Below are 19,403 nucleotides of genomic sequence, written 5' to 3'. Positions count from 1 at the left end.
CCCCTCGGGTGGCAGCATGGGCAGTGTGACGTCACCCGCGCCCCTGGAGATCGAACGCACCGAGTCGGCGGAGGAGGTCTTCGCCATACCCGAGCCGGACGTCCCCTGGGTCACCATCGTGCACAACGACCCGGTCAACCTCATGAGCTACGTGACGTACGTCTTCCAGACGTACTTCGGCTACTCCAAGGACAAGGCCACCAAGCTCATGCTCGACGTCCACCACAAGGGCCGGGCGGTCGTCTCCAGCGGCACCCGCGAGGAGATGGAGCGCGACGTGCAGGCCATGCACGGCTACGGCCTGTGGGCCACCCTCCAGCAGGACCGCAAGTAGCCAGCACCCCCGCCCAGCAGTGAAAAGGCGTTCATGCCCGGAACCTTCGAACCGCTCCCCGGCGGCGGCGCCGCCGTCGCCCTCGACGACGTCGAGATCTCCATCATCCGGTCGCTGGCCGTCCAACTCCTGGAGCTCATCGGCCCCGGCCCCGCCGAGGACGCCTCCGGCGACCCGCTCGCCGAGCTTTTCGCCGAGGGCCCGAGCGAGCCGCCCGCCGACCCGGTGCTCAGGCGCCTGTTCCCGGACGCCTACAGCGACCCCGAGCAGCCCGCCTCGCCCCGGGACGCCGAGGAGCGACGGGCCTACTCCGCCGAGTTCCGCCGCTACACCGAGAACGACCTGCGCGCCGGCAAGCGGGACAACGCCCTCGCGGTGGTCCGCTCCCTGGACGCGCTCGCCTCGGCCTCGGCCGGTGAGGGCGGAGCGGTGCTGAAGCTGTCGGTGGAGGAGTCCCAGCGGTGGCTGGGCGCGCTGAACGACCTGCGGCTCGCGATCGGCTCGCGGCTGGAGATCTCCGCCGAGGAGGACACCGACCTCCTCTACCGCCTCCCGGACGACGACCCGCGCAAGCCGATGGTCATGGCCTACCTCTGGCTCGGCGGACTGCAGGAGACGCTGGTCGGAACGCTTATGCCCTGATCCGTGCGGACCTGTGGCCACCGCATGACCACGTCGTGTTCGCTCAGGGGACACTCAAATCCGGATAACGATCCCGTCACCGAGCCCGCCTTTTATGGCCAAAACGGGTGCGCTTTGTCCGGTTCTTTTCGTGTGGTGTGTCACATCGCGTCCCTGTGATCAGTGTTGCGGCCGTGATAAATCTTCACGACCGCCCGGCGAGCACCACCCGAATGTTCGGCCGGGTGCGCCACCGAGCCGGCGACCGCCGGCCAGGCACGAGCGGGTTTCGAACTCCGCTCAGCTCCATCATTCCGGGGGGATCGAGACCCGATCCGAGGCCGACGCGAGGCCCGGGTCGGCATGGAGAAAGGCGCACCACACATGACCTCTGCGCAGGTCGACACGGAAAACGTGCCCGAAGAGGGCTACGAGCGGGGACTCGGCAGTCGCCAGGTCCAGATGATCGCGATCGGCGGCGCCATCGGCGTCGGCCTGTTCATGGGTGCCGGAGCGAACATCGCCAAGGCGGGACCCAGCATCATCCTCATGTACGCCCTCGCGGGTGTCGTGATCTTCTTCATCATGCGGGCCCTGGGCGAGCTGCTCCTCTACCGGCCCGTCTCCGGCTCCTTCGCCGAGTACGCCCGTGAGTTCCTCGGCCCGTTCTTCGGGTTCGTCACGGGCTGGACGTACTGGCTCATGTGGGTGGTCACCGGCATGGCCGAGCTCACGGCCGCCGCGATCTACATCCACTTCTGGTTCCCGGAGATCCCGCAGTGGGTCAGCGCCCTGGTGTTCCTGGTGGTGCTCTTCGGCGTCAACCTGATCTCCGTCAAGATCTTCGGCGAGGTCGAGTTCTGGTTCTCGATGATCAAGGTCACGGCCATCATCGGCATGATCGTCATCGGCCTCGGCGTGCTCACCCTCGGCTTCTCCGACGCCGGTGACACCGCCGCCGTCTCCAACCTCTGGTCCCACGACGGCTTCTTCCCCAACGGCATCGGCTCCAGCCTGATGACGCTCCAGGGCGTCATGTTCGCCTACCTCGCCGTCGAGCTCGTCGGCGTCACCGCGGGCGAGTCCGAGAACCCCGAGAAGACCCTGCCCAAGGCCATCAACACCCTGCCCTGGCGCATCATCGTCTTCTACGTCGGCGCCCTGCTGGTGATCCTCTCCGTCGTCAAGTGGACCGAGTTCTCCGCCGGCGAGAGTCCCTTCGTGCACGCCTTCGGCAAGATCGGCATCCCGCTCGCCGCGGGCATCGTGAACTTCGTGGTGCTCACCGCCGCCCTGTCGTCCTGCAACTCGGGCATGTACTCCACCGGCCGCATGCTGCGCGACCTGGCCGCCAACAGCGAGGCGCCGCAGGCCTTCGGCAAGCTCAACGCCCGCAAGACGCCCGCGGTCGGCATCACCGTCTCCGTGGCCCTCATGGGCATCGGCGTGATCCTGAACTACGTCGTCCCGGAGAAGGCGTTCCTCTACGTCACCTCCGTCGCCACCGCGGCCGGCATCTGGACCTGGATGATGATCCTCGTCAGCCACATCCGCTACCGCGCCGCCGTCGTCGCGGGCCGGCTGCGCGCCTCGTCCTTCCCCGCCCCGGGCGGAGCCCTGTTCAGCTGGGTCGCGCTCCTCTTCCTCGTCGGCGTGACCTGCATGATCGCCTACGACAAGGACGCCCGGATCTGCCTGTACGTCGCGGCCGGCTGGGCGGTCGCCCTCGGCGTCGGCTGGCGGGTCCTCAAGAGCCGCAACCCGCAGATCACCGAGCGCCGCGGCGACGCGGAGTTCGAGAAGGTCGGCTGACCAACCCGCGGGACGCCCGCCGCACGGAGTACTCGTGGCACTCCCTGCGGCTGCCGCTCAGGGCGTCCGGCATGTGGGCCGTTCCGTACCAGCCATCGGTACGGAACGGCCCTTCTGCTTATCCTGACGAGCATGCTGACCATCACCCAGGCCCTCGTCGACCAGATCGTCGCCCACGCGCGCAAGGACCACCCCGACGAGGCGTGCGGCGTCGTCGCCGGACCGGCCGGCTCGGACCGCCCCGAGCGCTTCATCCCCATGCTGAACGCCGCCATGTCGCCCACGTTCTACGAGTTCGACTCCGGCGACCTGCTCAGGCTCTACCGCGAGATGGACGACCGCGACGAGGAGCCCGTGGTCATCTACCACTCCCACACGGCCACCGAGGCCTACCCCTCGCGCACCGACATCTCCTACGCCAACGAGCCCGGCGCGCACTACGTCCTGGTCTCCACCGCCGACACCGACGGGGCCGGCGAGTTCCAGTTCCGCTCCTTCCGGATCGTCGAGGGCGAGGTCACGGAGGAAGAGGTCCGGATCGTCGAGGCGTACTGAGCCGGGTCTGAACTCGGACGCAGCGCGGAAATCTCGACATGCGGATGAATAACGTCCGAAGTGTGGGATCACACTCCGGAAGCCGGTCCGGGAATCGATACGATGAGCCCATGGTTTTCCACGACGTGAGCGAAAAGACGCCGGGCGATCTGCTCGTGGCGCGGCTGCACGTCGACCTGTGCAGGCTCGCCAGCGCCATCTGTTGACGCAGCACCCTGCCGCCGTACGGCCGTGAGCCGCGGCGAAACGCCCCACCTGCGTACGACCACGCACTCCCGCGTCGCCGCGCGCCACCACCCGACGACACCTTCCGACAGGAGCCCTGAGCCATGGCCATCGAGGTCCGCATCCCGACCATCCTCCGCACCTACACCGACGGCCAGAAGGCGGTGCAGGGCACCGGGGACACCCTCGCCGAGCTGTTCAACGACCTCGAGACCCGGCATGCGGGCATCCAGGCCCGCATCGTGGACGGCGACCAGCTGCGCCGCTTCGTCAACGTGTACCTGAACGACGAGGACGTGCGCTTCCTCGACGGCATCAACACCAAGCTGTCGGACGGCGACAACGTCACGATCCTGCCGGCCGTGGCCGGCGGCATGGTCTGATCACCGATGCGCTACGACTCACCCCTGGCCGCGGTCGGCAACACCCCCCTGGTGCGCCTGCCGCGGCTGTCGCCGTCCGCCGACGTCCGCATCTGGGCGAAGCTGGAGGACCGCAACCCCACCGGCTCGGTCAAGGACCGCCCCGCCCTGCACATGATCGAGCAGGCGGAGAAGGACGGCCGGCTCACCCCCGGCTGCACGATCCTGGAGCCGACCTCGGGCAACACCGGCATCTCCCTGGCCATGGCCGCGAAGCTCAAGGGCTACCGCATCGTGTGCGTGATGCCCGAGAACACCTCGCAGGAACGCCGTGACCTGCTGGCCATGTGGGGCGCCGAGATCATCTCCTCCCCGGCCGCGGGCGGCTCCAACACCGCCGTGCGCGTCGCCAAGGAGCTCTCGGCCGAGCACCCCGACTGGGTGATGCTCTACCAGTACGGCAACCCGGACAACGCGGGCGCCCACTACGCCACGACCGGCCCCGAGATCCTCGCCGACCTGCCGTCCGTCACGCACTTCGTGGCCGGCCTCGGCACCACCGGCACGCTCATGGGCGTCGGCCGCTACCTGCGCGAGCACAAGCCCGGCGTCCGGATCGTCGCGGCCGAACCGCGCTACGACGACCTGGTCTACGGCCTGCGCAACCTCGACGAGGGGTTCGTGCCCGAGCTGTACGACGCGTCGGTGCTGACCACGCGCTTCTCGGTCGGCTCGGCGGACGCGGTGACCCGCACCCGCGAGCTGCTCCAGCAGGAGGGCATTTTCGCCGGCGTCTCCACGGGAGCCGCGCTGCACGCCGCGATCGGCGTGGGCCGGAAGGCCGTCAAGGCGGGGGAGTCCGCCGACATCGTCTTCGTCGTCGCCGACGGCGGCTGGAAGTACCTCTCGACCGGCGTCTACACGGCCGCCACGACCGAGGAGGCCATCGAGACGCTGCAGGGACAGCTCTGGGCGTAAGCCGACGGCACGGACACAACCGAGGGGCTGGAGCCGCGACTCCGGCCCCTTCGCTTCTCCCGGTCACCCCGCCAGGTACCGCACCTGGTCCCACAGGGCCGGATCCACCACTCCGACGCGGCGCCGGAAGCCCCACACGGGGACCTCCCGCAGCTCGTCCGTCTCCAGGAAGCTCGCGCGGCCCCGGGCGTCGCCGACCGAGCCGGGCGGCAGGGGGATCACGCCGGTGCGCTCGTGCCGGAACCGGGTGGTGATCTTCGCGACGGTCGCCCGCTCCCCGCGCACCGCCAGCACCAGGCACGGCCGGTCCCTGGTCCCCGCCGCGTCCTCGTAGGGCACGTCCGCCCACCAGATCTCCGCAGGCTGCGGCCGGCCCGCCTCCGCCGCGCCCGTCGCCGCCCGGGCCCGCCGCTCCCGCGTGCGCGGCCCGCGCCCCCACCCGTCGACGAGCGTGGCGACGAGCGCGAGCAGTACCACCGCGGCGAGCGCAAGCCACCAGGACGTGTCCATACTGAGACGGTACCGGCGTACTCCCTGCCCGCGCCCGTCCTCGTGAGGATCGCGCCCGGCCCTGCCAGCCGAACCGGTGACACCACAGGTGAGTTCGCCCACAACGGGCCTTGGCGGAGGAGCTACCGGAGGTTTCGCGCCTTACGCTCGACGGACCGCACGACCCCCGACGCCCCTACCAGACTTATCCCGCCAGCGGAGGTTTCTGCTTCATGAAGCTCACCGTCGTCGGCTGCTCGGGGTCGTTCCCGTCCGCGGAATCGGCCTGCTCGAGCTACCTCGTCGAGGCCGACGGCTTCCGGCTGCTCCTCGACATGGGCAACGGCGCCCTGGGCGAGCTGCAGCGCCACTGCGGTCTCTACGACCTCGACGCGATCTTCCTCAGCCACCTGCACGCCGACCACTGCATCGACATGTGCGCGTACTTCGTCGCGCGCTACTACCGCCACGACGGCGGCCGCTGCGATCCGCTCCCCGTCTTCGGCCCCGAAGGCACGGAACACCGGCTGACCACCGCCTACGCGGACACCCCGACCGCCTCCTCCATGAGCGAGGTCTTCGACTTCCACACGGTCAAGCCGTCCACCTTCGACATCGGCCCGTTCACGGTGCACACCGAGCGGGTGGCCCACCCCGTGGAGGCGTACGGCATCCGCCTCGAACACGAGGGCAAGGTCCTGACGTACTCCGGTGACACCGGTGTGAGCCCCGCCCTGGACGAACTCGCCCGGGACGCCGACCTGTTCCTGTGCGAGGCGGCGTTCACGCACGGCAAGGAGAGCATCCCCGACCTGCACCTCAACGGCCGCGAGGCGGGCGAGACGGCCACCCGGGCCGGTGCCCGGCGCCTGGTCCTCACGCACATCCCGCCGTGGACCGACCCGCAGGTCAACCTCGTCGACGCCCGCGAGGTCTACGACGGTCCCGTGGAGCTCGCCGTACCCCGGCACACGTACGAGATCTGAGCGGTCCATCCGCGCGAAGGCCCCGGAACCGAGCGGTTCCGGGGCCTTCGGCGGTCAGCGGAGCTACTTCGCCTCCGCCTTCTGCAGCTCGGCGAGTTCCTCGTCGGACTCCCGGCCGGGCGTCGGCAGGTTGAACCTGGTGATCGCGAAGCGGAAGACCGCGTAGTAGACCGCAGCGAAGCACAGGCCGACCAGGGCCAGACCCCACGGGTTGGTCGCGATGCCCAGGTTGAGGAAGAAGTCCACCGCGCCGGCCGAGAAGCCGAAGCCGTCCTTCATCCCCAGGGCCCAGGTCAGCGCCATCGAGACACCGGTCAGCACCGCGTGGATCGCGTACAGCACCGGCGCGATGAACATGAAGGTGAACTCGATCGGCTCGGTGACGCCGGTGACGAACGAGGTCAGCGCGAGGGAGAACATCATGCCGCCGACGACCTTGCGGCGCTCGGGGCGGGCGCAGTGCACGATCGCCAGGCACGCGGCCGGCAGGGCGAACATCATGATCGGGAAGAAGCCGGTCATGAACTGCCCGGCGGTCGGGTCGCCCGCGAGGAACCGGGCGATGTCACCGCTCTTGCCCTCGTAGGTGCCGGCCTGGAACCACGGGAAGGAGTTCAGCAGGTGGTGCATGCCGATCGGGATCAGCGCGCGGTTGGCCACACCGAAGATGCCCGCGCCGACCGCGCCGGAGCCGACCAGCCACTCACCGAAGTTGTGCAGGCCCGTGCCGAGGACCGGCCAGATGTAACCGAACACGATGCCGATGACCAGACCCGCGAAGGCGGACAGGATCGGCACCAGGCGGCGGCCGCCGAAGAAGCCGGCCCAGTCGGGCAGCTTGGTGCGGTAGAAGCGCTGGTAGAGCAGGGCGACGACGAGGCCCATCACCACGCCGCCGAGCACCTTGGCGTCCACCGCCTGCTCGACCATGACGATCTTGCCGTCGACGATGGCTTCCTTCTTGGGCAGGCTGCCGTCGGTGAACGTGGCCAGCACGTTCTTGAAGACCAGGTAACCGACCACGGCCGCCAGGGCGGTGGAGCCGTCGGACTTCTTGGCGAAGCCGATGGCGATGCCCACGGCGAACAGTAGGGCCATGTTGTCGAGGATCGCGTTGCCGCCGGCCGCCATGAAGCCCGCGATCTTGGTGATGAAGGCGGGGAACGACTCGCGCCCCAGCATGTCGGTGTTGCCGAGCCGCACCAGCAGGGCGGCGGCGGGCAGCACGGCGACCGGCAGCATCAGGCTGCGGCCGATCCGCTGCAGGACGGCCATCACGGTCGAGCCTCTGCTCGGGCTCGCGGGCGCGGCGGTGTCTGTGGACATGAACTTCCTCCATGGGGCACGGCGCCGCCCAGGAAGAATTCGACGGGGGACGGCGGCGTCTCAAAGAAAGGGGAACGCGGTATCCACCGCGCGACCTCCACCGGTGAGTGGTGTAGACCAGTTGTAGCACGGTAGGCCGAACGAGTGGAACCCGCCAATTCCGCCCGCCCCGGACGATCACGCCTTGGCGCTGTCCTCCACGTCCTCCTCGGGCTCCCGCCCCGGAGTCCTCAGGTCGAACTTCGTGATCGCGAACCGGAAGATCACGTAGTAGACGAGCGCGAAACCCAGCCCGATCGGGATGATCAGCCACGGCCGGGTCGCCAGATTCCAGTTGATGACGTAGTCGATCAGCCCCGCCGAGAAGCTGAACCCGTCGCGCACCCCCAGCCCCCACGTCACCGCCATCGACACCCCCGTCAGCAACGCGTGCACCGCGTACAGCACCGGCGCCACGAACAGGAACGAGTACTCGATCGGCTCCGTGATGCCCGTGACGAACGACGTCAGCGCCACCGACAGCATCAGACCGCCGACCTCCTTGCGCCGGCCGGGCCGCGCACAGTGCGTGATCGCCAGCGCCGCCGCCGGCAGCGCGAACATCATGATCGGGAAGAACCCCGAGGTGAACTGCCCCGCGTCCGGGTCACCCGCCAGGAACATGTTGATGTCACCGTGCACCACCGTCCCGTCCGGCTTGGTGTACGAACCGAACTGGAACCAGATGGGCACGTTCAGGAACTGGTGCAGCCCCACCACCAGCAACGCCCGGTTCGCCACCCCGAACACACCCGCGCCCCACGCGTCCAGCCCGTCCATCCAGTCGCTGAAACTCTCCAGCGCGTCACCGACCGGCGGCCACACCCACAGGCACACCGCCGCGAAGGCGATCGCCACGAACGCCATCAGGATCGGCACCAGCCGCCGCCCGTTGAAGAACCCCAGCCAGTCCACCAGCCGCGTCCGGTGGAACCGCGCCCAGAAGAACGCCGCCAGCAGCCCCATCACGATCCCGCCGAACACCCCCGGATTCTGGAACGCGAACGCCGTCACCTCCCGGCCCCCGTCGGTCACCTGGCACCCCACGTTCGGCACCGCCACCGACCCCTCGGGACAGTCCTCCGGAAACTGCCGCAGCACCGTCCAGTACACGAGGAAACCGGCCACCGCCGCCAGCGCCGTCGAACCGTCCGCCTTCTTCGCCATCCCGATCGCGACGCCCACACAGAACAACAGCGGCAGCCCCAGCGAACCGTCCAGCAACGCCCCGCCCGCGCCCACCATCACCTTCGAGACGTCCGTCCAGCCCAGCCCGTCCGCCCCGAACACGTCCGGCTGCCCCAGCCGGTTGAGGATCCCCGCCGCCGGCAGCACCGCGATCGGCAGCTGCAGACTGCGACCCATCTTCTGCAGCCCTCGGAACAGCCGGTTCCAGCGGGCACGCGCGGGACCGGCGGCGGCCTCGGCGCCGGCGGGGCTGTCGGCACTCATTCCGCTCCCCTACGTCGGCGGGCTCGAAAGCGAGGGACTTTTGTCGAGAGACGGACTCGTGGTGTAGACCAGTCGTTCGGACGGTCGCGCGAACGTGACGCCATCCTTCGGCACACACCACGAGACCGCTCGCGAAGATGGGCCAACTGTGGGTTACTGCGACAAAGCGGTTCGGATCAGGGAGAACGAACATGGCCACCAAGGCTGAGAAGATCGTTGCCGGGCTCGGCGGCATCGACAACATCGAAGAAGTCGAAGGCTGCATCACCCGCCTCCGCACCGAGGTCGTGGACCCCGCCAAGGTCGACGAAGCCGCCCTGAAGGCCGCCGGCGCCCACGGCGTCGTCAAGATGGGCAGCGCCATCCAGGTCGTCATCGGCACCGACGCCGACCCCATCGCGGCGGAGATCGAAGACATGATGTGAAGCGCGGGGATCGTCCCGGGCTTCACCCCTGACGGACCCTGACACCACCGCAGCGGGCCCCTCCACACCACGGGAGGGGCCCGCTGCGCAGGTACGGATAGGCTCGGCGCCATGTCTCGAATCGACGGCCGCACCCCCCAGCAGCTCCGCCCCATCACCATCGAGCGCGGCTGGAGCAAGCACGCCGAGGGCTCCGTCCTCGTCTCCTTCGGCGACACCAAGGTCTTCTGCACCGCCTCCGTCACCGAAGGCGTCCCGCGCTGGCGCAAGGGCAGCGGCGAAGGCTGGGTCACCGCCGAGTACTCCATGCTGCCCCGCTCCACCAACACCCGCGGCGACCGCGAGTCCGTCAAGGGCCGCATCGGCGGCCGCACCCACGAGATCAGCCGCCTCATCGGCCGCTCCCTGCGCGCCGTCATCGACTACAAGGCCCTCGGCGAGAACACCATCGTCCTCGACTGCGACGTCCTCCAGGCCGACGGCGGCACCCGCACCGCCGCCATCACCGGCGCCTACGTCGCCCTGGCCGACGCCGTCGCCTGGGCCCAGGGCAAGAAGCTGATCAAGGCCGGCCGCAAGCCCCTGACCGGCACCGTCTCCGCCGTCTCCGTCGGCATCGTCGGCGGCGTCCCCCTCCTCGACCTCTGCTACGAGGAGGACGTCAAGGCCGACACCGACATGAACGTCGTCTGCACCGGCGACGGCCGCTTCGTCGAAGTCCAGGGCACCGCCGAGGCCGAACCCTTCGCCCGCGACGAACTCGACGCCCTCCTCGACCTCGCCGTCGCCGGCTGCACCGAACTCGCCGCCCACCAGCGCACCGCCCTCGCCGCGACCCTCGAAAAGTAAAATCCCCACCAAGGCAAGTGCTCGGCACGGGCAACCGCGCCGAGCACCGGCGCGTCTGAAGGAGTACGGGCGCACGGCTCATCCCTGTGCGCCCGGCCAGCCACACGGGCCCGACCGGCCCGCCCGAACGAGAGGGACCGCTCCATGGCCGCGAGCCGCCGACGCCGCACCGCAGCCGTCGCCGCCACCCTGGCGGCCGTCGCGCTGACCGCCGGACTCACCACCGGCTGCGCCGCCGTCGACAAGGCGCTGGACTGCGTCCAGACCGCCGACGCCATCGCCGACAGCGTCACGGACCTCCAGCAGGCCGTGGACAACGCCGCGAACGACCCCACGCAGCTCGACGAGTCCCTCGACTCCATCGACAAGAACCTCGGCGAGATCGGCGACAAGACGGACAACGCGGACGTCGACAAGGCCGTGAACGACCTCGACAAGGCCGTCGACAACGTCCGCACGTCCATCAAGAACGGTGACGAGACACCCGACATCAGCCCCGTCACGGACGCGGCGGGCGAACTGACCAAGGTCTGCACGCCGTAACGCCACGGGCCGACCGCACGTGTCGGCCGCGGGTCCGCCGGTGGTGCTCGCGCAGTTCCCCGCGCCCCCTTCGGGGCGCGCAATACTGTGGGGCCCATGAGTCGCCTGATCCTCGCCACCCGCAACGCCGGAAAGATCACCGAACTTCGCGCGATCCTCGCCGAAGCCGGACTGCCCCACGAACTCGTCGGCGCCGACGCCTACCCGGACATCCCCGACGTCAAGGAAACGGGCGTCACCTTCGCCGAGAACGCCCTGCTCAAGGCCCACGCCCTCGCCCAGGCCACCGGCCTGCCGGCCGTCGCCGACGACTCCGGCCTCTGCGTCGACGTCCTCAACGGCGCCCCCGGCATCTTCTCCGCCCGCTGGTCCGGCCGCCACGGCGACGACAAGGCCAACCTGGACCTGCTCCTCGCCCAGCTGTCCGACATCGCCGACGAACACCGCCAGGCCCACTTCGCCTGCGCGGCCGCCCTGGCCCTGCCGGACGGCACGGAACGGGTCGTCGAGGGCCGACTGCGCGGCGTCCTGCGCCACGAACCCACCGGCACGGGCGGCTTCGGCTACGACCCGATCCTCCAGCCGGAGGGCGAGACCTGCACCTGCGCGGAACTGACCCCCCAGGAGAAGAACGCGATCAGCCACCGGGGGAAGGCGTTCCGGGCGCTGGTACCGGTGGTGCGGGAGCTGGTGGGCTGAAACGACACAGCCCCGCACCTCCGGACGAGGTGCGGGGCTGCGTCTCGGTACGCCCGGTCGGATTCGAACCGACAGACACGACCACCTAAAGATCGCCGCTCAGCCGTTGGCGTACGGGCGCCCAACAGATCCCTACTCTACTGGGCGAGATTATGTCGTCGCTGCCCTCCTCGGCACCAGGTACTCGTGACTGCGTGGCAGTTGGGGCAGAGCAGGCGCAGATTCTCCGGCCGGTCGTCGCTCCAGTCGCCGTTGATGTGATCCACTTCCAGCGTCATGGGCCTGCCCAGCCACTCCGGACCGACGCCGCATTCCGCGCAGACTTCCGGTACGCCCACCTCCCGCAGCGCCCGGCGCAGTACGGCCGTGCGGGTCCGGCGCTCGCCTTCGTGCTTGACCAGGATCTCCTCGGGTGGCCTCGCCAGGGCCGGACGGGACTTGCCGCGCTGGTGTGCCTGGCCCAGGAAGTGCTCCGTGCTCAGCTGCTCCTCGGCGATCCAGCGGCGCAGATGCGCGCGCTGGGTGCCGCTGCCCGATCGGCCCAGGCGGCGCAGTACCTCGGCGATGGAAACGGATTCGGCGACCGCGGCACGCAGCTCCTCACGGTCGGGCCGCGCCCGCCTGCCGCTCACGAGGCGCGCCCCTTGCCGCGTCCCCGGTATTGGTCCGTGGTGGCGTGGCAGTTGGGGCACAGAAGGCGAAGGTTGTCGATCCGGTTGTCCTGCCAGCGGCCGTTGATGTGGTCGACCTCCAGGGGGAGCGGGCGGCCCCGCCAGACCGCTTCAGTGCCGCACAGCGCGCACCGCTCCTCCACTCCCCGGGTCGTCATCGCCCACTTGAGGCGGTCGCCCGGCACGCGTCGGGCGCGCTCGGGCGGCTGCTCGACGAGGAGGGCCTCGGGAGTTCTCCGACGCCGCGGTTCCCCACGCCGGGTCGGCACCCGGAAGTGCGAGGTGTCGATGCCGTAGGCCCTGATCCGGCGGCTGATGTGCGTGTGATGTCCGCCGACGACATCGAGCCCGAGCCGGCGCAGCACCTCGCACATGTTCGTCGACGCGGCGACCGCCTGCTCAAGGACCTCCCTCGTCCACTTCACGCCCTCCCGCTCGAAGTGCGACACGTCCACACCGAGCTTCTTCATCCGCTCGAACACGTACCGCCGCGTCGAACTCCCCGGATCAACCCCCAGCCTCCCCAACGCCTCCGACAGCGTCCGCGCCCCCCGGGCCGCCTCTTCCAGCCGCTCCCTGGTGTACGCACTCGCCCCCATCGAGCCCCTCCCGCTCACTCCGTCCTCGACCACGCGTTCGCGATCTCGTACGGAGTAACGAACCGACTATCGGACGGTCACGCCCGAAAAGCGGAGCGGCTCGTACCGGAGTGCGCCGGTGCGAGCCGCTCCCGGAAGGGGCAGGGGTCTCAGATGCCCAGGTCCTTGAAGATCTTGGCGACATGGCCCGTGGCCTTGACGTTGTACAGGGCCCGTTCGACCTTGCCCTCCTCGTCCACGATCACCGTGGAGCGGATGACGCCGACGACCGTCTTGCCGTACAGCTTCTTCTCGCCGAAGGCGCCGTAGGACTCCAGGACCTTCTTGTCCGGGTCCGCGAGCAGGGTGATCTTCAGGGACTCCTTGTCGCGGAACTTCGCGAGCTTCTCTGGCTTGTCGGGGGAGATGCCGATGACGTCGTAGCCGGCGCCCGCCAGCAGCTGGAGGTTGTCCGTGAAGTCGCAGGCCTGCTTCGTGCAGCCCGGCGTGAGGGCGGCCGGGTAGAAGTACACGATGACCTTGCGGCCCTTGTGGTCCGCCAGGGACACCTCGGTTCCGTCGGCGTCGGGCAGGGTGAAGGCGGGGGCCACGTCCCCCGGCTGGAGTCGCTCGCTCATCCGGCCAGCCTAACCGGGGGTCGACGCGATGCGGTGAGCCGTGGAGCTGACAGACTGTCCGGCACAGGCTCACACCGACTTCGGAGGCGACACGGTGGCGGACACGGCGGACACCAGGACCCCGGCGCAGATCGAGGCGGACATCAGGCGCCGCCGCGCGACCCTGGCCGAGACCCTCGACGAGATCGGGGTGCGGGTGCACCCGAAGACGATCGCCGGGGATGCCAAGGCCAAGGTCGCGTCGAACATCGACCACACCCTGGGGCGGGCCTACGTGGGGGTCAACAAGGCCGTCACGGATGTGCGCGCGCGCTTCGTGGACGAGGACGGGGCGCCCCGGCTGGAGCGGGTCGTGCCCGTCGCGCTCGTCGTGGTGGGCGTGGTCGGGCTGCTCGCGGTGAGCGCGCGGCGCCGCAAGGGCTGACCCGACTGCGGACGTTCCCCGGGAAGACAGGTAGGTTTCAGGGCGTGAGCGCCAACAGAAACGAGCACAGCACCCATCCCGACAAGCTGCCCATCCGGATGCTGCACGACCGCGTACTCGTGCGGCAGGACACCAGCGAGGGCGAGCGGCGTTCCGGCGGCGGCATCCTGATCCCCGCCACGGCGGCGGTCGGCCGGCGGCTGGCCTGGGCCGAGGTCGTCGCGGTGGGGCAGAACGTGCGGACCGTGGAGCCGGGCGACCGGGTTCTGTTCGACCCGGAGGACCGTGCCGAGGTGGAGGTGCGGGGCATCGCGTACGTGCTCATGCGCGAGCGCGACCTGCACGCCGTGGCCGCGGACCGGTTCGAGGGTTCGGAGGACTCGACGGGCCTGTACCTGTAGGTCCGCGGAGCAGCGGGAAAGGGGCCGGTGACGCTCGTCACCGGCCCCTTCGGCGTGCCGTCCGGCTTTGCTACGTTGGAGGGACCCCCGACGAGACGCGCCGTACCGGGATCAAGGCGAAGACGACGCACCGACACCGTCAGCCCGTTTCCCGGAGGTGCCCGTCATGGCCTGGGTTCTGCTCGTCGTCGCCGGTCTGCTCGAGGTGGGGTGGTCCGTGGGCATGAAGTACACCGACGGCTTCACGCGCCCGGTCCCGAGTGTGCTCACCGGCGCCGGCATCGTCGCCAGCATGCTGCTGCTGTCGCAGGCCGCGAGGACCCTGCCCATCGGTACCGCCTACGGCGTGTGGGTGGGGATCGGCGCGGCCGGGGCGGCGGTGTTCGGCATGGCGGTGCTGGGGGAGCCGGCGACCGCCGCCCGGATCTTCTTCGTGTGCCTGCTGCTGGTCGCCGTGGTGGGGCTGAAGGCGACCAGCGGTCACTGAGTCATTCTCGGCGCGCGCCCTGCGGGACCACGCCCCAGCCGGGGCCGGTGGTGCCGCCGGTGGTGCCGCCGTCGGCCGTCCCGCCGTCGCCGCCTGTGGTGCCGCCGTCGGCCTCGCCGCCGTCACCGCCGGTGGCGCCGCCGTCGGTGGTGCCGCCGTCCGCCGTGCCGCCGCCGGTGGGGGACTCGCCGCCCGTGCCGCCGTCGGTGGTGCCGCCGTCGGTCTGGCCCTGGTTCTGTCCCTCGGGCGCGCTCGGGGTCTGGCTGGGCGTCTCGGTGCCGTCGTCCTGGCCGCCGGTGGAGGAGCCGCCGTCGGTGGCGCCGGTGGCGGGGTCGGCCGGGGCCTCGGTGCCGGGGGCCTGGGAGACGTCGGCGCCGGGCTGGAGCCTGAGGTCGAAGTCCTTGACCGGCTTGTCCTTGAGGGCGTCGCGGGTGAACTGGGCCCAGATCTCGGCGGGCGGGCCACCGCCGTTGATGCGGGGCAGGCCGAGGGCGCCGTAGAGCGGCTTCTGGTCGGCGGTGACGGGGTCCTGGCCCATGACGGAGACGACCACGGCGAGGTCGGGCGTGTAGCCGGCGAACCAGGCGGCCTTGTCCTTCTCGGCGGTGCCGGTCTTGCCGGCGACGGGGCGGCCGGCGGCCTGGGCGGCGGCGGCCGTGCCGTTCTGCACGACGCTCTGCAGGACCTTGGTGGTGGTGTCGGCGGCCTCGCGGCTGACGGCCTGCCGGGTGCGCCTCTCGGGCAGGTCGATCGGGGTGCCTTCCCTGGTGACCTTCTCGACCATGGTGTAGGCGCCGTGGCGGCCGTGGTTGGCGAGTGTGGCGTAGGCCTCGGCCATGTCGAGGACGCTGGCGGTGGCCGTGCCGAGCGCGATGGCGGGGCCGTCGGCGAGGTCGGGGGTGGCTTCGGGGATGCCGAGGTCGATGGCGGTCTGCTTGACCTTCTGCGGGCCGACGTCGGCGGCCATCTGCGCGTAGACCGAGTTCACGGACTTGTCGGTGGCCTCGGTGACGGTGATGTCGCCGTAGGAGACCTGGTCCTCGTTCTCGGGGGCGTACGGGTCGCCGGCCCAGCCCTGGACGGGGCGCTGGTTGGTGCCGTCGTAGATCGTGTTCGGGGTGATGACGCGGCCGTCCTGCGTCTCGCTGTGGTTCTCGACGGCCGCGGTGAAGACGAAGGGCTTGAAGGTGGAGCCGACCTGGAAGTCCCTGCGGGTGGCGTTGGGGGTGTACTGCTTGACGTAGTCGATGCCGTTGTACATCGCCACGACCTTGCCGGTCTTCGGGTCGACGGCGGCGCCGCCCGCGCGGACGTAGCGGTCGACCTTGTTGTCCTTCTTGTCGAGCTTGTCCATCAGCTTGTCGTTGACGGCCTTCACGAAGGCGTCCTGCTTGGGCTTCTGCAGGGTGGTGGTGATGCGGTAGCCGCCGGCGTCGAGCCTGGCCTCGTCGACGATCTTGTTCTGGACGAGGTAGTCCCTCACGATCCGGACGATGTAGCCGCGCTGCCCGGACATGCCGGTGGAGAGGGTGGACTCCTTCGGCATGGGGAACTTCATGCCGGCCCGCTCCGACTCGCTGAGCCAGCCCTTCTTGACCATGCCGTCCAGCACGTAGTTCCACCGGGACTCGGCGGCCTCGCGGTTCTCCGGGTGGGCGACGACGTCGTACTGGCTGGGCGCGTTGACCAGCGCGGCGAGGTAGGCGGCGCGGCCGGCGTCGAGGTCCTTGGCGTCCATGCCGTAGTAGGCCTGGGAGGCGGCCTGGATGCCGTAGGCGTTGCGGCCGAAGAAGCTGGTGTTGAGGTAGCCCTCCAGGATGTGGTCCTTGCTCACCTCGCGGTCCAGCTTGATCGCGATGAAGAACTCCTTGGCCTTGCGCGTGACGGTCTGCTCCTGGCGCAGGTAGTAGTTCTTCACGTACTGCTGCGTGATCGTGGAGCCGGACTGCTTGCCCTTGCCGAGGGCGGTGTTCCAGGCGGCGCGGACCATGGCCTTGGGGTCGACGGCGGACTCGGTGTAGAAGTCGCGGTCCTCGGCGGCCAGGATGGCGTGCTGGGCGTCCTTGGAGATCTGCGCGAGGGTGACGTTCTCGCGGTTGACCTCGCCGTCGCGGGCGATCACGGAGCCGTCGGCGTACAGGTACACGTTGGCCTGCTTGGTGGCGAGCGCGTTGGCCGGCGGGATCTTCACCAGCGAGTAGCCCACGAAGAAGCCGCCGACGAGCAGCAGCGCGGCGACGAGGAACGCGCCCAGCGTCATGCGCCAGGTCGGGATGATCCGGCGCCAGCCCGTCCGCTTCGGTTTCGCGGCCGCTCCGGGCGTGCCGGAGTCGCCGTCCGGTTGCGGCTCTCCCGGTGCCCAGCCCTGGTTCGGCTGCTGCGGCTGAGGCTCGTCACTCATGTCGTGCACGGACTCCTGTTTCGCGTCGTACGTCGTTCCCGTATGTCTCTGCTCGCTCTTGCGCCCCTGTGATGAAGACTGTCCCATCCGGCGATCAGTTCCCTGATCGAGGGCCGTGTCGTGAGCCGTGGGGCGAGGCGGGCGGCGCGCGGACGAACGCCCAGGCGGGCCGTGGGCGGACCGCACCCTGGACCGCCCGTGCGCGTCGAGATCCTGCTCGCGCGGGATCCGCCCCACGAGGGACGCATCCCCGAGGGTGATCCGACCGAATGCGCGTCGGCTCGGTGCTCCGCCCCGGCCGGCACCGCCGTCACGCCGCTCGCCCTGGCCACGGGCGCCTCGGCCCACGCGGACGCAACGGATCGTACCGTCAATGCCGGTGCCGGCTCGCCCCGCGGCGTCCCCGTCGGCGCGGGATATTCCGTGGCAGGCCCTCCCCGGGGGCACTAGGCTCCTGCGCTTCGGTGCCGGTCGGCGAGGAGGGCGGTGGAGGTGGGCTCGGGGCGGTTGTACGCGGCCGTCGCGGCGGGGGGCTTCCGGCGGTACGCGACCTATCGGGCGGCCACGGCGGCCGGGGTGTTCACCAACACGGTCTTCGGCGTCGTCCTCGTCTACACGTATCTCGCGCTGTGGGACGAGAAGCCGCACCTCGGCGGGTACGACCAGACGCAGGCCGTGACCTACGTGTGGCTGGGGCAGTGCCTCTACGCGACCCTCGCCATCCAGGGCGGCGGCGCGGAGAGGGACCTGATGCAGCGCATCCGCACCGGCGAGATCGCCGTCGACCTGTACCGGCCCGTCGATCTGCAGCTGTGGTGGCTGGCCGGGGACCTGGGGCGGGCGCTGTTCCAGATGCTGGGGCGGGGCGTGATCCCCTTCCTGTTCGGCGCGGCGTTCTTCCCGATGGCGCTGCCGGCGGACGTCGTCCCGTGGGCGGCGTTCGTGGTGACGCTGCTGCTGGCGGCGGTGGTCAGTTTCGCGATCCGCTACCTGGCGGCGCTGAGCGTGTTCTGGCTGATGGACGGCATGGGCGTCAACCAGGCCCTGATGGTCACCGGGATCTTCTTCTCGGGCATGGTGCTGCCGCTGAACGCCTTCCCGGGCGTCTTCGGCGAGGTCGTGCGGGTGCTGCCGTGGGCGGCGCAGATCCAGATGCCGGCCGACGTGCTGATGGGGGAGACGGATCCGCTGCGGGCGTTGGCGTTCCAGGCGGCGTGGGCGGTGGCGCTGCTGGCGGCGGGGCGGCTGGCGCAGTCGGCGGCGACCCGGCGGGTGGTGGTGCAGGGTGGGTGAGCGTGGTGCCCTGTTCGAGGGGATGCGGGCCTACCGGCTGATCGCCTGGATGTGGGTGCGCTCCAGCATGACCTACCGCACCTCCTTCGTCGTCACGGTGATCGGCAACCTGACGGTGACCGGCCTGGACTTCGTGGCGATCCTGCTGATGTTCTCGCAGGTGGACTCGCTGGGCGGCTGGTCGCTGCCCGAGGTGGCCCTGTTGTACGGGCTGTCGGTGACGGCGTTCGGGATCGCCGACCTGCTGCTCGGCTCGACGGAGACCGTGGGCTCCCGGATGCGGGACGGTTCCTTCGACACGCTGCTGGTGCGGCCCGCGCCGGTGCTCGCCCAGGTCGGCGCGGACCGTTTCGCGCTGCGCAGGCTGGGCCGGGTCACCCAGGGGGCGGTGGTGCTGGGCTGGGCGCTGGTGTCGGTGGACGTCGACTGGACCGTGGCGAAGGTGCTGCTGGTGCCGGTGATGGTGGTCAGCGGCGCGGCGATCTTCTCGGCGGTGTTCGTGGCGGGCGCGGCCTTCCAGATCTTCGCGCAGGACGCCGCCGAGGTGCAGAACGCCTTCACCTACGGCGGGACGACGCTGCTGCAGTACCCGCCCGGCGTGTTCGGCAAGGACCTGGTGCGCGGGGTGACCTTCATGGTGCCGCTCGCCTTCGTCAACTGGGTGCCGGCGGCCCACGTGCTGGGCAGGCCGTACCCGATCGGTCTGCCCGGGTGGACGGCGTACGCCTCGCCGCTGGTCGCCCTGGCGTGCGGTGTCCTGGCGGGGCTGGCGTGGCGGACGGGGCTTCGCTCGTACCGGAGTACAGGGAGTTGAG

The 19,403-nt window shown here is 70.1% G+C and carries 24 protein-coding genes, 1 tRNA gene and 1 riboswitch; of the genes, 17 read left to right on the top strand and 8 right to left on the bottom strand.

Annotated elements, in window-relative coordinates:
- Positions 1–16 precede the first annotated feature (16 nt).
- The 7 genes from clpS to ABTZ58_RS05865 all read left to right on the top strand — a co-directional run bounded on the left by clpS (position 17) and on the right by ABTZ58_RS05865 (position 4,887).
- The gene (clpS, locus tag ABTZ58_RS05895; RefSeq protein WP_351350805.1) at positions 17–334 is read left to right on the top strand and encodes an ATP-dependent Clp protease adapter ClpS; all 318 of its coding nucleotides are present in this window, start codon (positions 17–19) and stop codon (positions 332–334) included.
- Between the two features lie 33 nt (positions 335–367).
- The gene (locus ABTZ58_RS05890; RefSeq protein ID WP_351350803.1) at positions 368–976 is read left to right on the top strand and encodes a DUF2017 domain-containing protein; all 609 of its coding nucleotides are present in this window, start codon (positions 368–370) and stop codon (positions 974–976) included.
- A 363-nt stretch (positions 977–1,339) separates the two neighbouring features.
- Positions 1,340–2,767 (top strand): amino acid permease, encoded by a 1,428-nt coding sequence (locus tag ABTZ58_RS05885; RefSeq protein ID WP_351350801.1) that lies wholly within the window; start codon positions 1,340–1,342, stop codon positions 2,765–2,767.
- 132 nt (positions 2,768–2,899) lie between these two features.
- Positions 2,900–3,322, top strand: a complete 423-nt coding sequence (locus ABTZ58_RS05880; protein WP_309096727.1) for a M67 family metallopeptidase — start codon at positions 2,900–2,902, stop codon at positions 3,320–3,322.
- A 110-nt stretch (positions 3,323–3,432) separates the two neighbouring features.
- Positions 3,433–3,528 carry a putative leader peptide gene (locus ABTZ58_RS05875; protein WP_311688247.1) on the top strand — a complete coding sequence of 32 codons (96 nt, stop codon included), beginning with the start codon at positions 3,433–3,435 and terminating at the stop codon, positions 3,526–3,528.
- A gap of 123 nt (positions 3,529–3,651) precedes the next feature.
- Entirely contained in the window at positions 3,652–3,930 is a 279-nt protein-coding gene (locus tag ABTZ58_RS05870) for a MoaD/ThiS family protein (RefSeq protein ID WP_351350798.1), read from the top strand.
- A 6-nt stretch (positions 3,931–3,936) separates the two neighbouring features.
- Positions 3,937–4,887, top strand: coding sequence for a PLP-dependent cysteine synthase family protein (locus ABTZ58_RS05865; protein WP_309096729.1), 951 nt, complete (start codon positions 3,937–3,939; stop codon positions 4,885–4,887).
- A 63-nt stretch (positions 4,888–4,950) separates the two neighbouring features.
- On the opposite strand, the gene ABTZ58_RS05860 is transcribed toward ABTZ58_RS05865, so the two are convergent.
- A complete protein-coding gene (locus ABTZ58_RS05860) occupies positions 4,951–5,397 on the bottom strand; it encodes a type II toxin-antitoxin system PemK/MazF family toxin (RefSeq protein WP_351350795.1) in 447 nt (148 codons plus the stop codon).
- Between the two features lie 212 nt (positions 5,398–5,609).
- Between ABTZ58_RS05860 and ABTZ58_RS05855 the strand changes: the two genes are divergently transcribed.
- Complete coding sequence (locus ABTZ58_RS05855) at positions 5,610–6,362, top strand: MBL fold metallo-hydrolase (RefSeq protein WP_309096731.1); 753 nt, start codon at positions 5,610–5,612, stop codon at positions 6,360–6,362.
- A gap of 63 nt (positions 6,363–6,425) precedes the next feature.
- Here ABTZ58_RS05855 and ABTZ58_RS05850 read toward each other — a convergent pair whose 3' ends face one another.
- Together ABTZ58_RS05850 and ABTZ58_RS05845 are read right to left on the bottom strand one after the other, a co-directional pair.
- The gene (locus ABTZ58_RS05850) at positions 6,426–7,688 is read right to left on the bottom strand and encodes a PTS transporter subunit EIIC (protein ID WP_309096732.1); all 1,263 of its coding nucleotides are present in this window, start codon (positions 7,686–7,688) and stop codon (positions 6,426–6,428) included.
- A gap of 177 nt (positions 7,689–7,865) precedes the next feature.
- Positions 7,866–9,179 carry a PTS transporter subunit EIIC gene (locus ABTZ58_RS05845; RefSeq protein ID WP_351350792.1) on the bottom strand — a complete coding sequence of 438 codons (1,314 nt, stop codon included), beginning with the start codon at positions 9,177–9,179 and terminating at the stop codon, positions 7,866–7,868.
- A gap of 191 nt (positions 9,180–9,370) precedes the next feature.
- On the opposite strand from ABTZ58_RS05845, the gene ABTZ58_RS05840 reads away from it, so the two are divergent.
- The 4 genes from ABTZ58_RS05840 (at position 9,371) to rdgB (ending at position 11,695) form a co-directional block, all read left to right on the top strand.
- Complete coding sequence (locus ABTZ58_RS05840) at positions 9,371–9,604, top strand: PTS sugar transporter subunit IIB (RefSeq protein ID WP_030868674.1); 234 nt, start codon at positions 9,371–9,373, stop codon at positions 9,602–9,604.
- Between the two features lie 111 nt (positions 9,605–9,715).
- Positions 9,716–10,453 carry a ribonuclease PH gene (gene rph, locus ABTZ58_RS05835; RefSeq protein WP_351350789.1) on the top strand — a complete coding sequence of 246 codons (738 nt, stop codon included), beginning with the start codon at positions 9,716–9,718 and terminating at the stop codon, positions 10,451–10,453.
- 144 nt (positions 10,454–10,597) lie between these two features.
- Positions 10,598–10,996 carry a hypothetical protein gene (locus ABTZ58_RS05830; RefSeq protein ID WP_351350787.1) on the top strand — a complete coding sequence of 133 codons (399 nt, stop codon included), beginning with the start codon at positions 10,598–10,600 and terminating at the stop codon, positions 10,994–10,996.
- A 96-nt stretch (positions 10,997–11,092) separates the two neighbouring features.
- Positions 11,093–11,695, top strand: a complete 603-nt coding sequence (gene rdgB / locus ABTZ58_RS05825) for an RdgB/HAM1 family non-canonical purine NTP pyrophosphatase (protein ID WP_351350785.1) — start codon at positions 11,093–11,095, stop codon at positions 11,693–11,695.
- Positions 11,696–11,743: 48 nt separating this feature from the next.
- Here rdgB and ABTZ58_RS05820 read toward each other — a convergent pair.
- The 4 genes from ABTZ58_RS05820 to bcp all read right to left on the bottom strand — a co-directional run bounded on the left by ABTZ58_RS05820 (position 11,744) and on the right by bcp (position 13,582).
- Positions 11,744–11,816: transfer RNA gene (locus tag ABTZ58_RS05820), tRNA-Leu, on the bottom strand.
- A 16-nt stretch (positions 11,817–11,832) separates the two neighbouring features.
- A complete protein-coding gene (locus tag ABTZ58_RS05815; protein WP_502996019.1) occupies positions 11,833–12,357 on the bottom strand; it encodes an HNH endonuclease signature motif containing protein in 525 nt (174 codons plus the stop codon).
- A complete protein-coding gene (locus ABTZ58_RS05810; protein ID WP_351350781.1) occupies positions 12,324–12,965 on the bottom strand; it encodes an HNH endonuclease in 642 nt (213 codons plus the stop codon). Before ABTZ58_RS05810 ends, ABTZ58_RS05815 begins: the two co-directional genes overlap by 34 nt.
- Before the next feature lie 149 nt (positions 12,966–13,114).
- Positions 13,115–13,582 (bottom strand): thioredoxin-dependent thiol peroxidase, encoded by a 468-nt coding sequence (gene bcp, locus ABTZ58_RS05805; RefSeq protein WP_351350779.1) that lies wholly within the window; start codon positions 13,580–13,582, stop codon positions 13,115–13,117.
- Between the two features lie 94 nt (positions 13,583–13,676).
- On the opposite strand from bcp, the gene ABTZ58_RS05800 reads away from it, so the two are divergent.
- From ABTZ58_RS05800 to ABTZ58_RS05790, 3 genes are all read left to right on the top strand, one after another.
- Positions 13,677–14,006, top strand: coding sequence for a DUF3618 domain-containing protein (locus tag ABTZ58_RS05800; RefSeq protein WP_351350777.1), 330 nt, complete (start codon positions 13,677–13,679; stop codon positions 14,004–14,006).
- A gap of 44 nt (positions 14,007–14,050) precedes the next feature.
- Positions 14,051–14,407: a GroES family chaperonin gene (locus tag ABTZ58_RS05795; protein ID WP_094052261.1), complete on the top strand. Its 357-nt coding sequence runs from the start codon at positions 14,051–14,053 to the stop codon at positions 14,405–14,407.
- Between the two features lie 64 nt (positions 14,408–14,471).
- A riboswitch (guanidine-III (ykkC-III) riboswitch) is annotated at positions 14,472–14,539 on the top strand.
- Positions 14,540–14,573: 34 nt separating this feature from the next.
- Positions 14,574–14,894, top strand: coding sequence for a DMT family transporter (locus ABTZ58_RS05790; protein ID WP_351350774.1), 321 nt, complete (start codon positions 14,574–14,576; stop codon positions 14,892–14,894).
- A gap of 1 nt (position 14,895) precedes the next feature.
- Here ABTZ58_RS05790 and ABTZ58_RS05785 read toward each other — a convergent pair whose 3' ends face one another.
- Positions 14,896–17,295: a transglycosylase domain-containing protein gene (locus tag ABTZ58_RS05785; RefSeq protein WP_351350772.1), complete on the bottom strand. Its 2,400-nt coding sequence runs from the start codon at positions 17,293–17,295 to the stop codon at positions 14,896–14,898.
- A 492-nt stretch (positions 17,296–17,787) separates the two neighbouring features.
- Here ABTZ58_RS05785 and ABTZ58_RS05780 point away from each other — a divergent pair, with 492 nt between their 5' ends.
- Both ABTZ58_RS05780 and ABTZ58_RS05775 read left to right on the top strand, forming a co-directional pair.
- Positions 17,788–18,588 (top strand): ABC transporter permease, encoded by an 801-nt coding sequence (locus ABTZ58_RS05780; RefSeq protein WP_351350985.1) that lies wholly within the window; start codon positions 17,788–17,790, stop codon positions 18,586–18,588.
- Positions 18,581–19,402, top strand: coding sequence for an ABC transporter permease (locus ABTZ58_RS05775; protein ID WP_351350770.1), 822 nt, complete (start codon positions 18,581–18,583; stop codon positions 19,400–19,402). Before ABTZ58_RS05780 ends, ABTZ58_RS05775 begins: the two co-directional genes overlap by 8 nt.
- Position 19,403 lies beyond the last annotated feature (1 nt).

Origin of the sequence: Streptomyces sp. NPDC094143, assembly GCF_040303825.1 — a bacterium.
Lineage (GTDB): Bacteria > Actinomycetota > Actinomycetes > Streptomycetales > Streptomycetaceae > Streptomyces.
Note: the sequence above shows the minus strand (reverse complement) of the source record. Positions and strands in the feature narration are given on the sequence as shown.

Excerpts from the sequence above, each read along its gene's own strand:
- ABTZ58_RS05875 (WP_311688247.1), top strand. The coding sequence starts at position 3,433 with ATGGTTTTCCACGACGTGAGCGAAAAGACGCCGGGCGATCTGCTCGTG.
- ABTZ58_RS05845 (WP_351350792.1), bottom strand. The coding sequence starts at position 9,179 with ATGAGTGCCGACAGCCCCGCCGGCGCCGAGGCCGCCGCCGGTCCCGCG.
- ABTZ58_RS05885 (WP_351350801.1), top strand. The coding sequence starts at position 1,340 with ATGACCTCTGCGCAGGTCGACACGGAAAACGTGCCCGAAGAGGGCTAC.
- ABTZ58_RS05840 (WP_030868674.1), top strand. The coding sequence starts at position 9,371 with ATGGCCACCAAGGCTGAGAAGATCGTTGCCGGGCTCGGCGGCATCGAC.
- ABTZ58_RS05860 (WP_351350795.1), bottom strand. The coding sequence starts at position 5,397 with ATGGACACGTCCTGGTGGCTTGCGCTCGCCGCGGTGGTACTGCTCGCG.
- ABTZ58_RS05810 (WP_351350781.1), bottom strand. The coding sequence starts at position 12,965 with ATGGGGGCGAGTGCGTACACCAGGGAGCGGCTGGAAGAGGCGGCCCGG.
- ABTZ58_RS05855 (WP_309096731.1), top strand. The coding sequence starts at position 5,610 with ATGAAGCTCACCGTCGTCGGCTGCTCGGGGTCGTTCCCGTCCGCGGAA.
- clpS (WP_351350805.1), top strand. The coding sequence starts at position 17 with ATGGGCAGTGTGACGTCACCCGCGCCCCTGGAGATCGAACGCACCGAG.
- ABTZ58_RS05865 (WP_309096729.1), top strand. The coding sequence starts at position 3,937 with ATGCGCTACGACTCACCCCTGGCCGCGGTCGGCAACACCCCCCTGGTG.
- ABTZ58_RS05890 (WP_351350803.1), top strand. The coding sequence starts at position 368 with ATGCCCGGAACCTTCGAACCGCTCCCCGGCGGCGGCGCCGCCGTCGCC.
- ABTZ58_RS05850 (WP_309096732.1), bottom strand. The coding sequence starts at position 7,688 with ATGTCCACAGACACCGCCGCGCCCGCGAGCCCGAGCAGAGGCTCGACC.
- rdgB (WP_351350785.1), top strand. The coding sequence starts at position 11,093 with ATGAGTCGCCTGATCCTCGCCACCCGCAACGCCGGAAAGATCACCGAA.
- ABTZ58_RS05830 (WP_351350787.1), top strand. The coding sequence starts at position 10,598 with ATGGCCGCGAGCCGCCGACGCCGCACCGCAGCCGTCGCCGCCACCCTG.
- bcp (WP_351350779.1), bottom strand. The coding sequence starts at position 13,582 with ATGAGCGAGCGACTCCAGCCGGGGGACGTGGCCCCCGCCTTCACCCTG.
- ABTZ58_RS05790 (WP_351350774.1), top strand. The coding sequence starts at position 14,574 with ATGGCCTGGGTTCTGCTCGTCGTCGCCGGTCTGCTCGAGGTGGGGTGG.
- ABTZ58_RS05880 (WP_309096727.1), top strand. The coding sequence starts at position 2,900 with ATGCTGACCATCACCCAGGCCCTCGTCGACCAGATCGTCGCCCACGCG.
- ABTZ58_RS05870 (WP_351350798.1), top strand. The coding sequence starts at position 3,652 with ATGGCCATCGAGGTCCGCATCCCGACCATCCTCCGCACCTACACCGAC.
- ABTZ58_RS05785 (WP_351350772.1), bottom strand. The coding sequence starts at position 17,295 with ATGAGTGACGAGCCTCAGCCGCAGCAGCCGAACCAGGGCTGGGCACCG.
- rph (WP_351350789.1), top strand. The coding sequence starts at position 9,716 with ATGTCTCGAATCGACGGCCGCACCCCCCAGCAGCTCCGCCCCATCACC.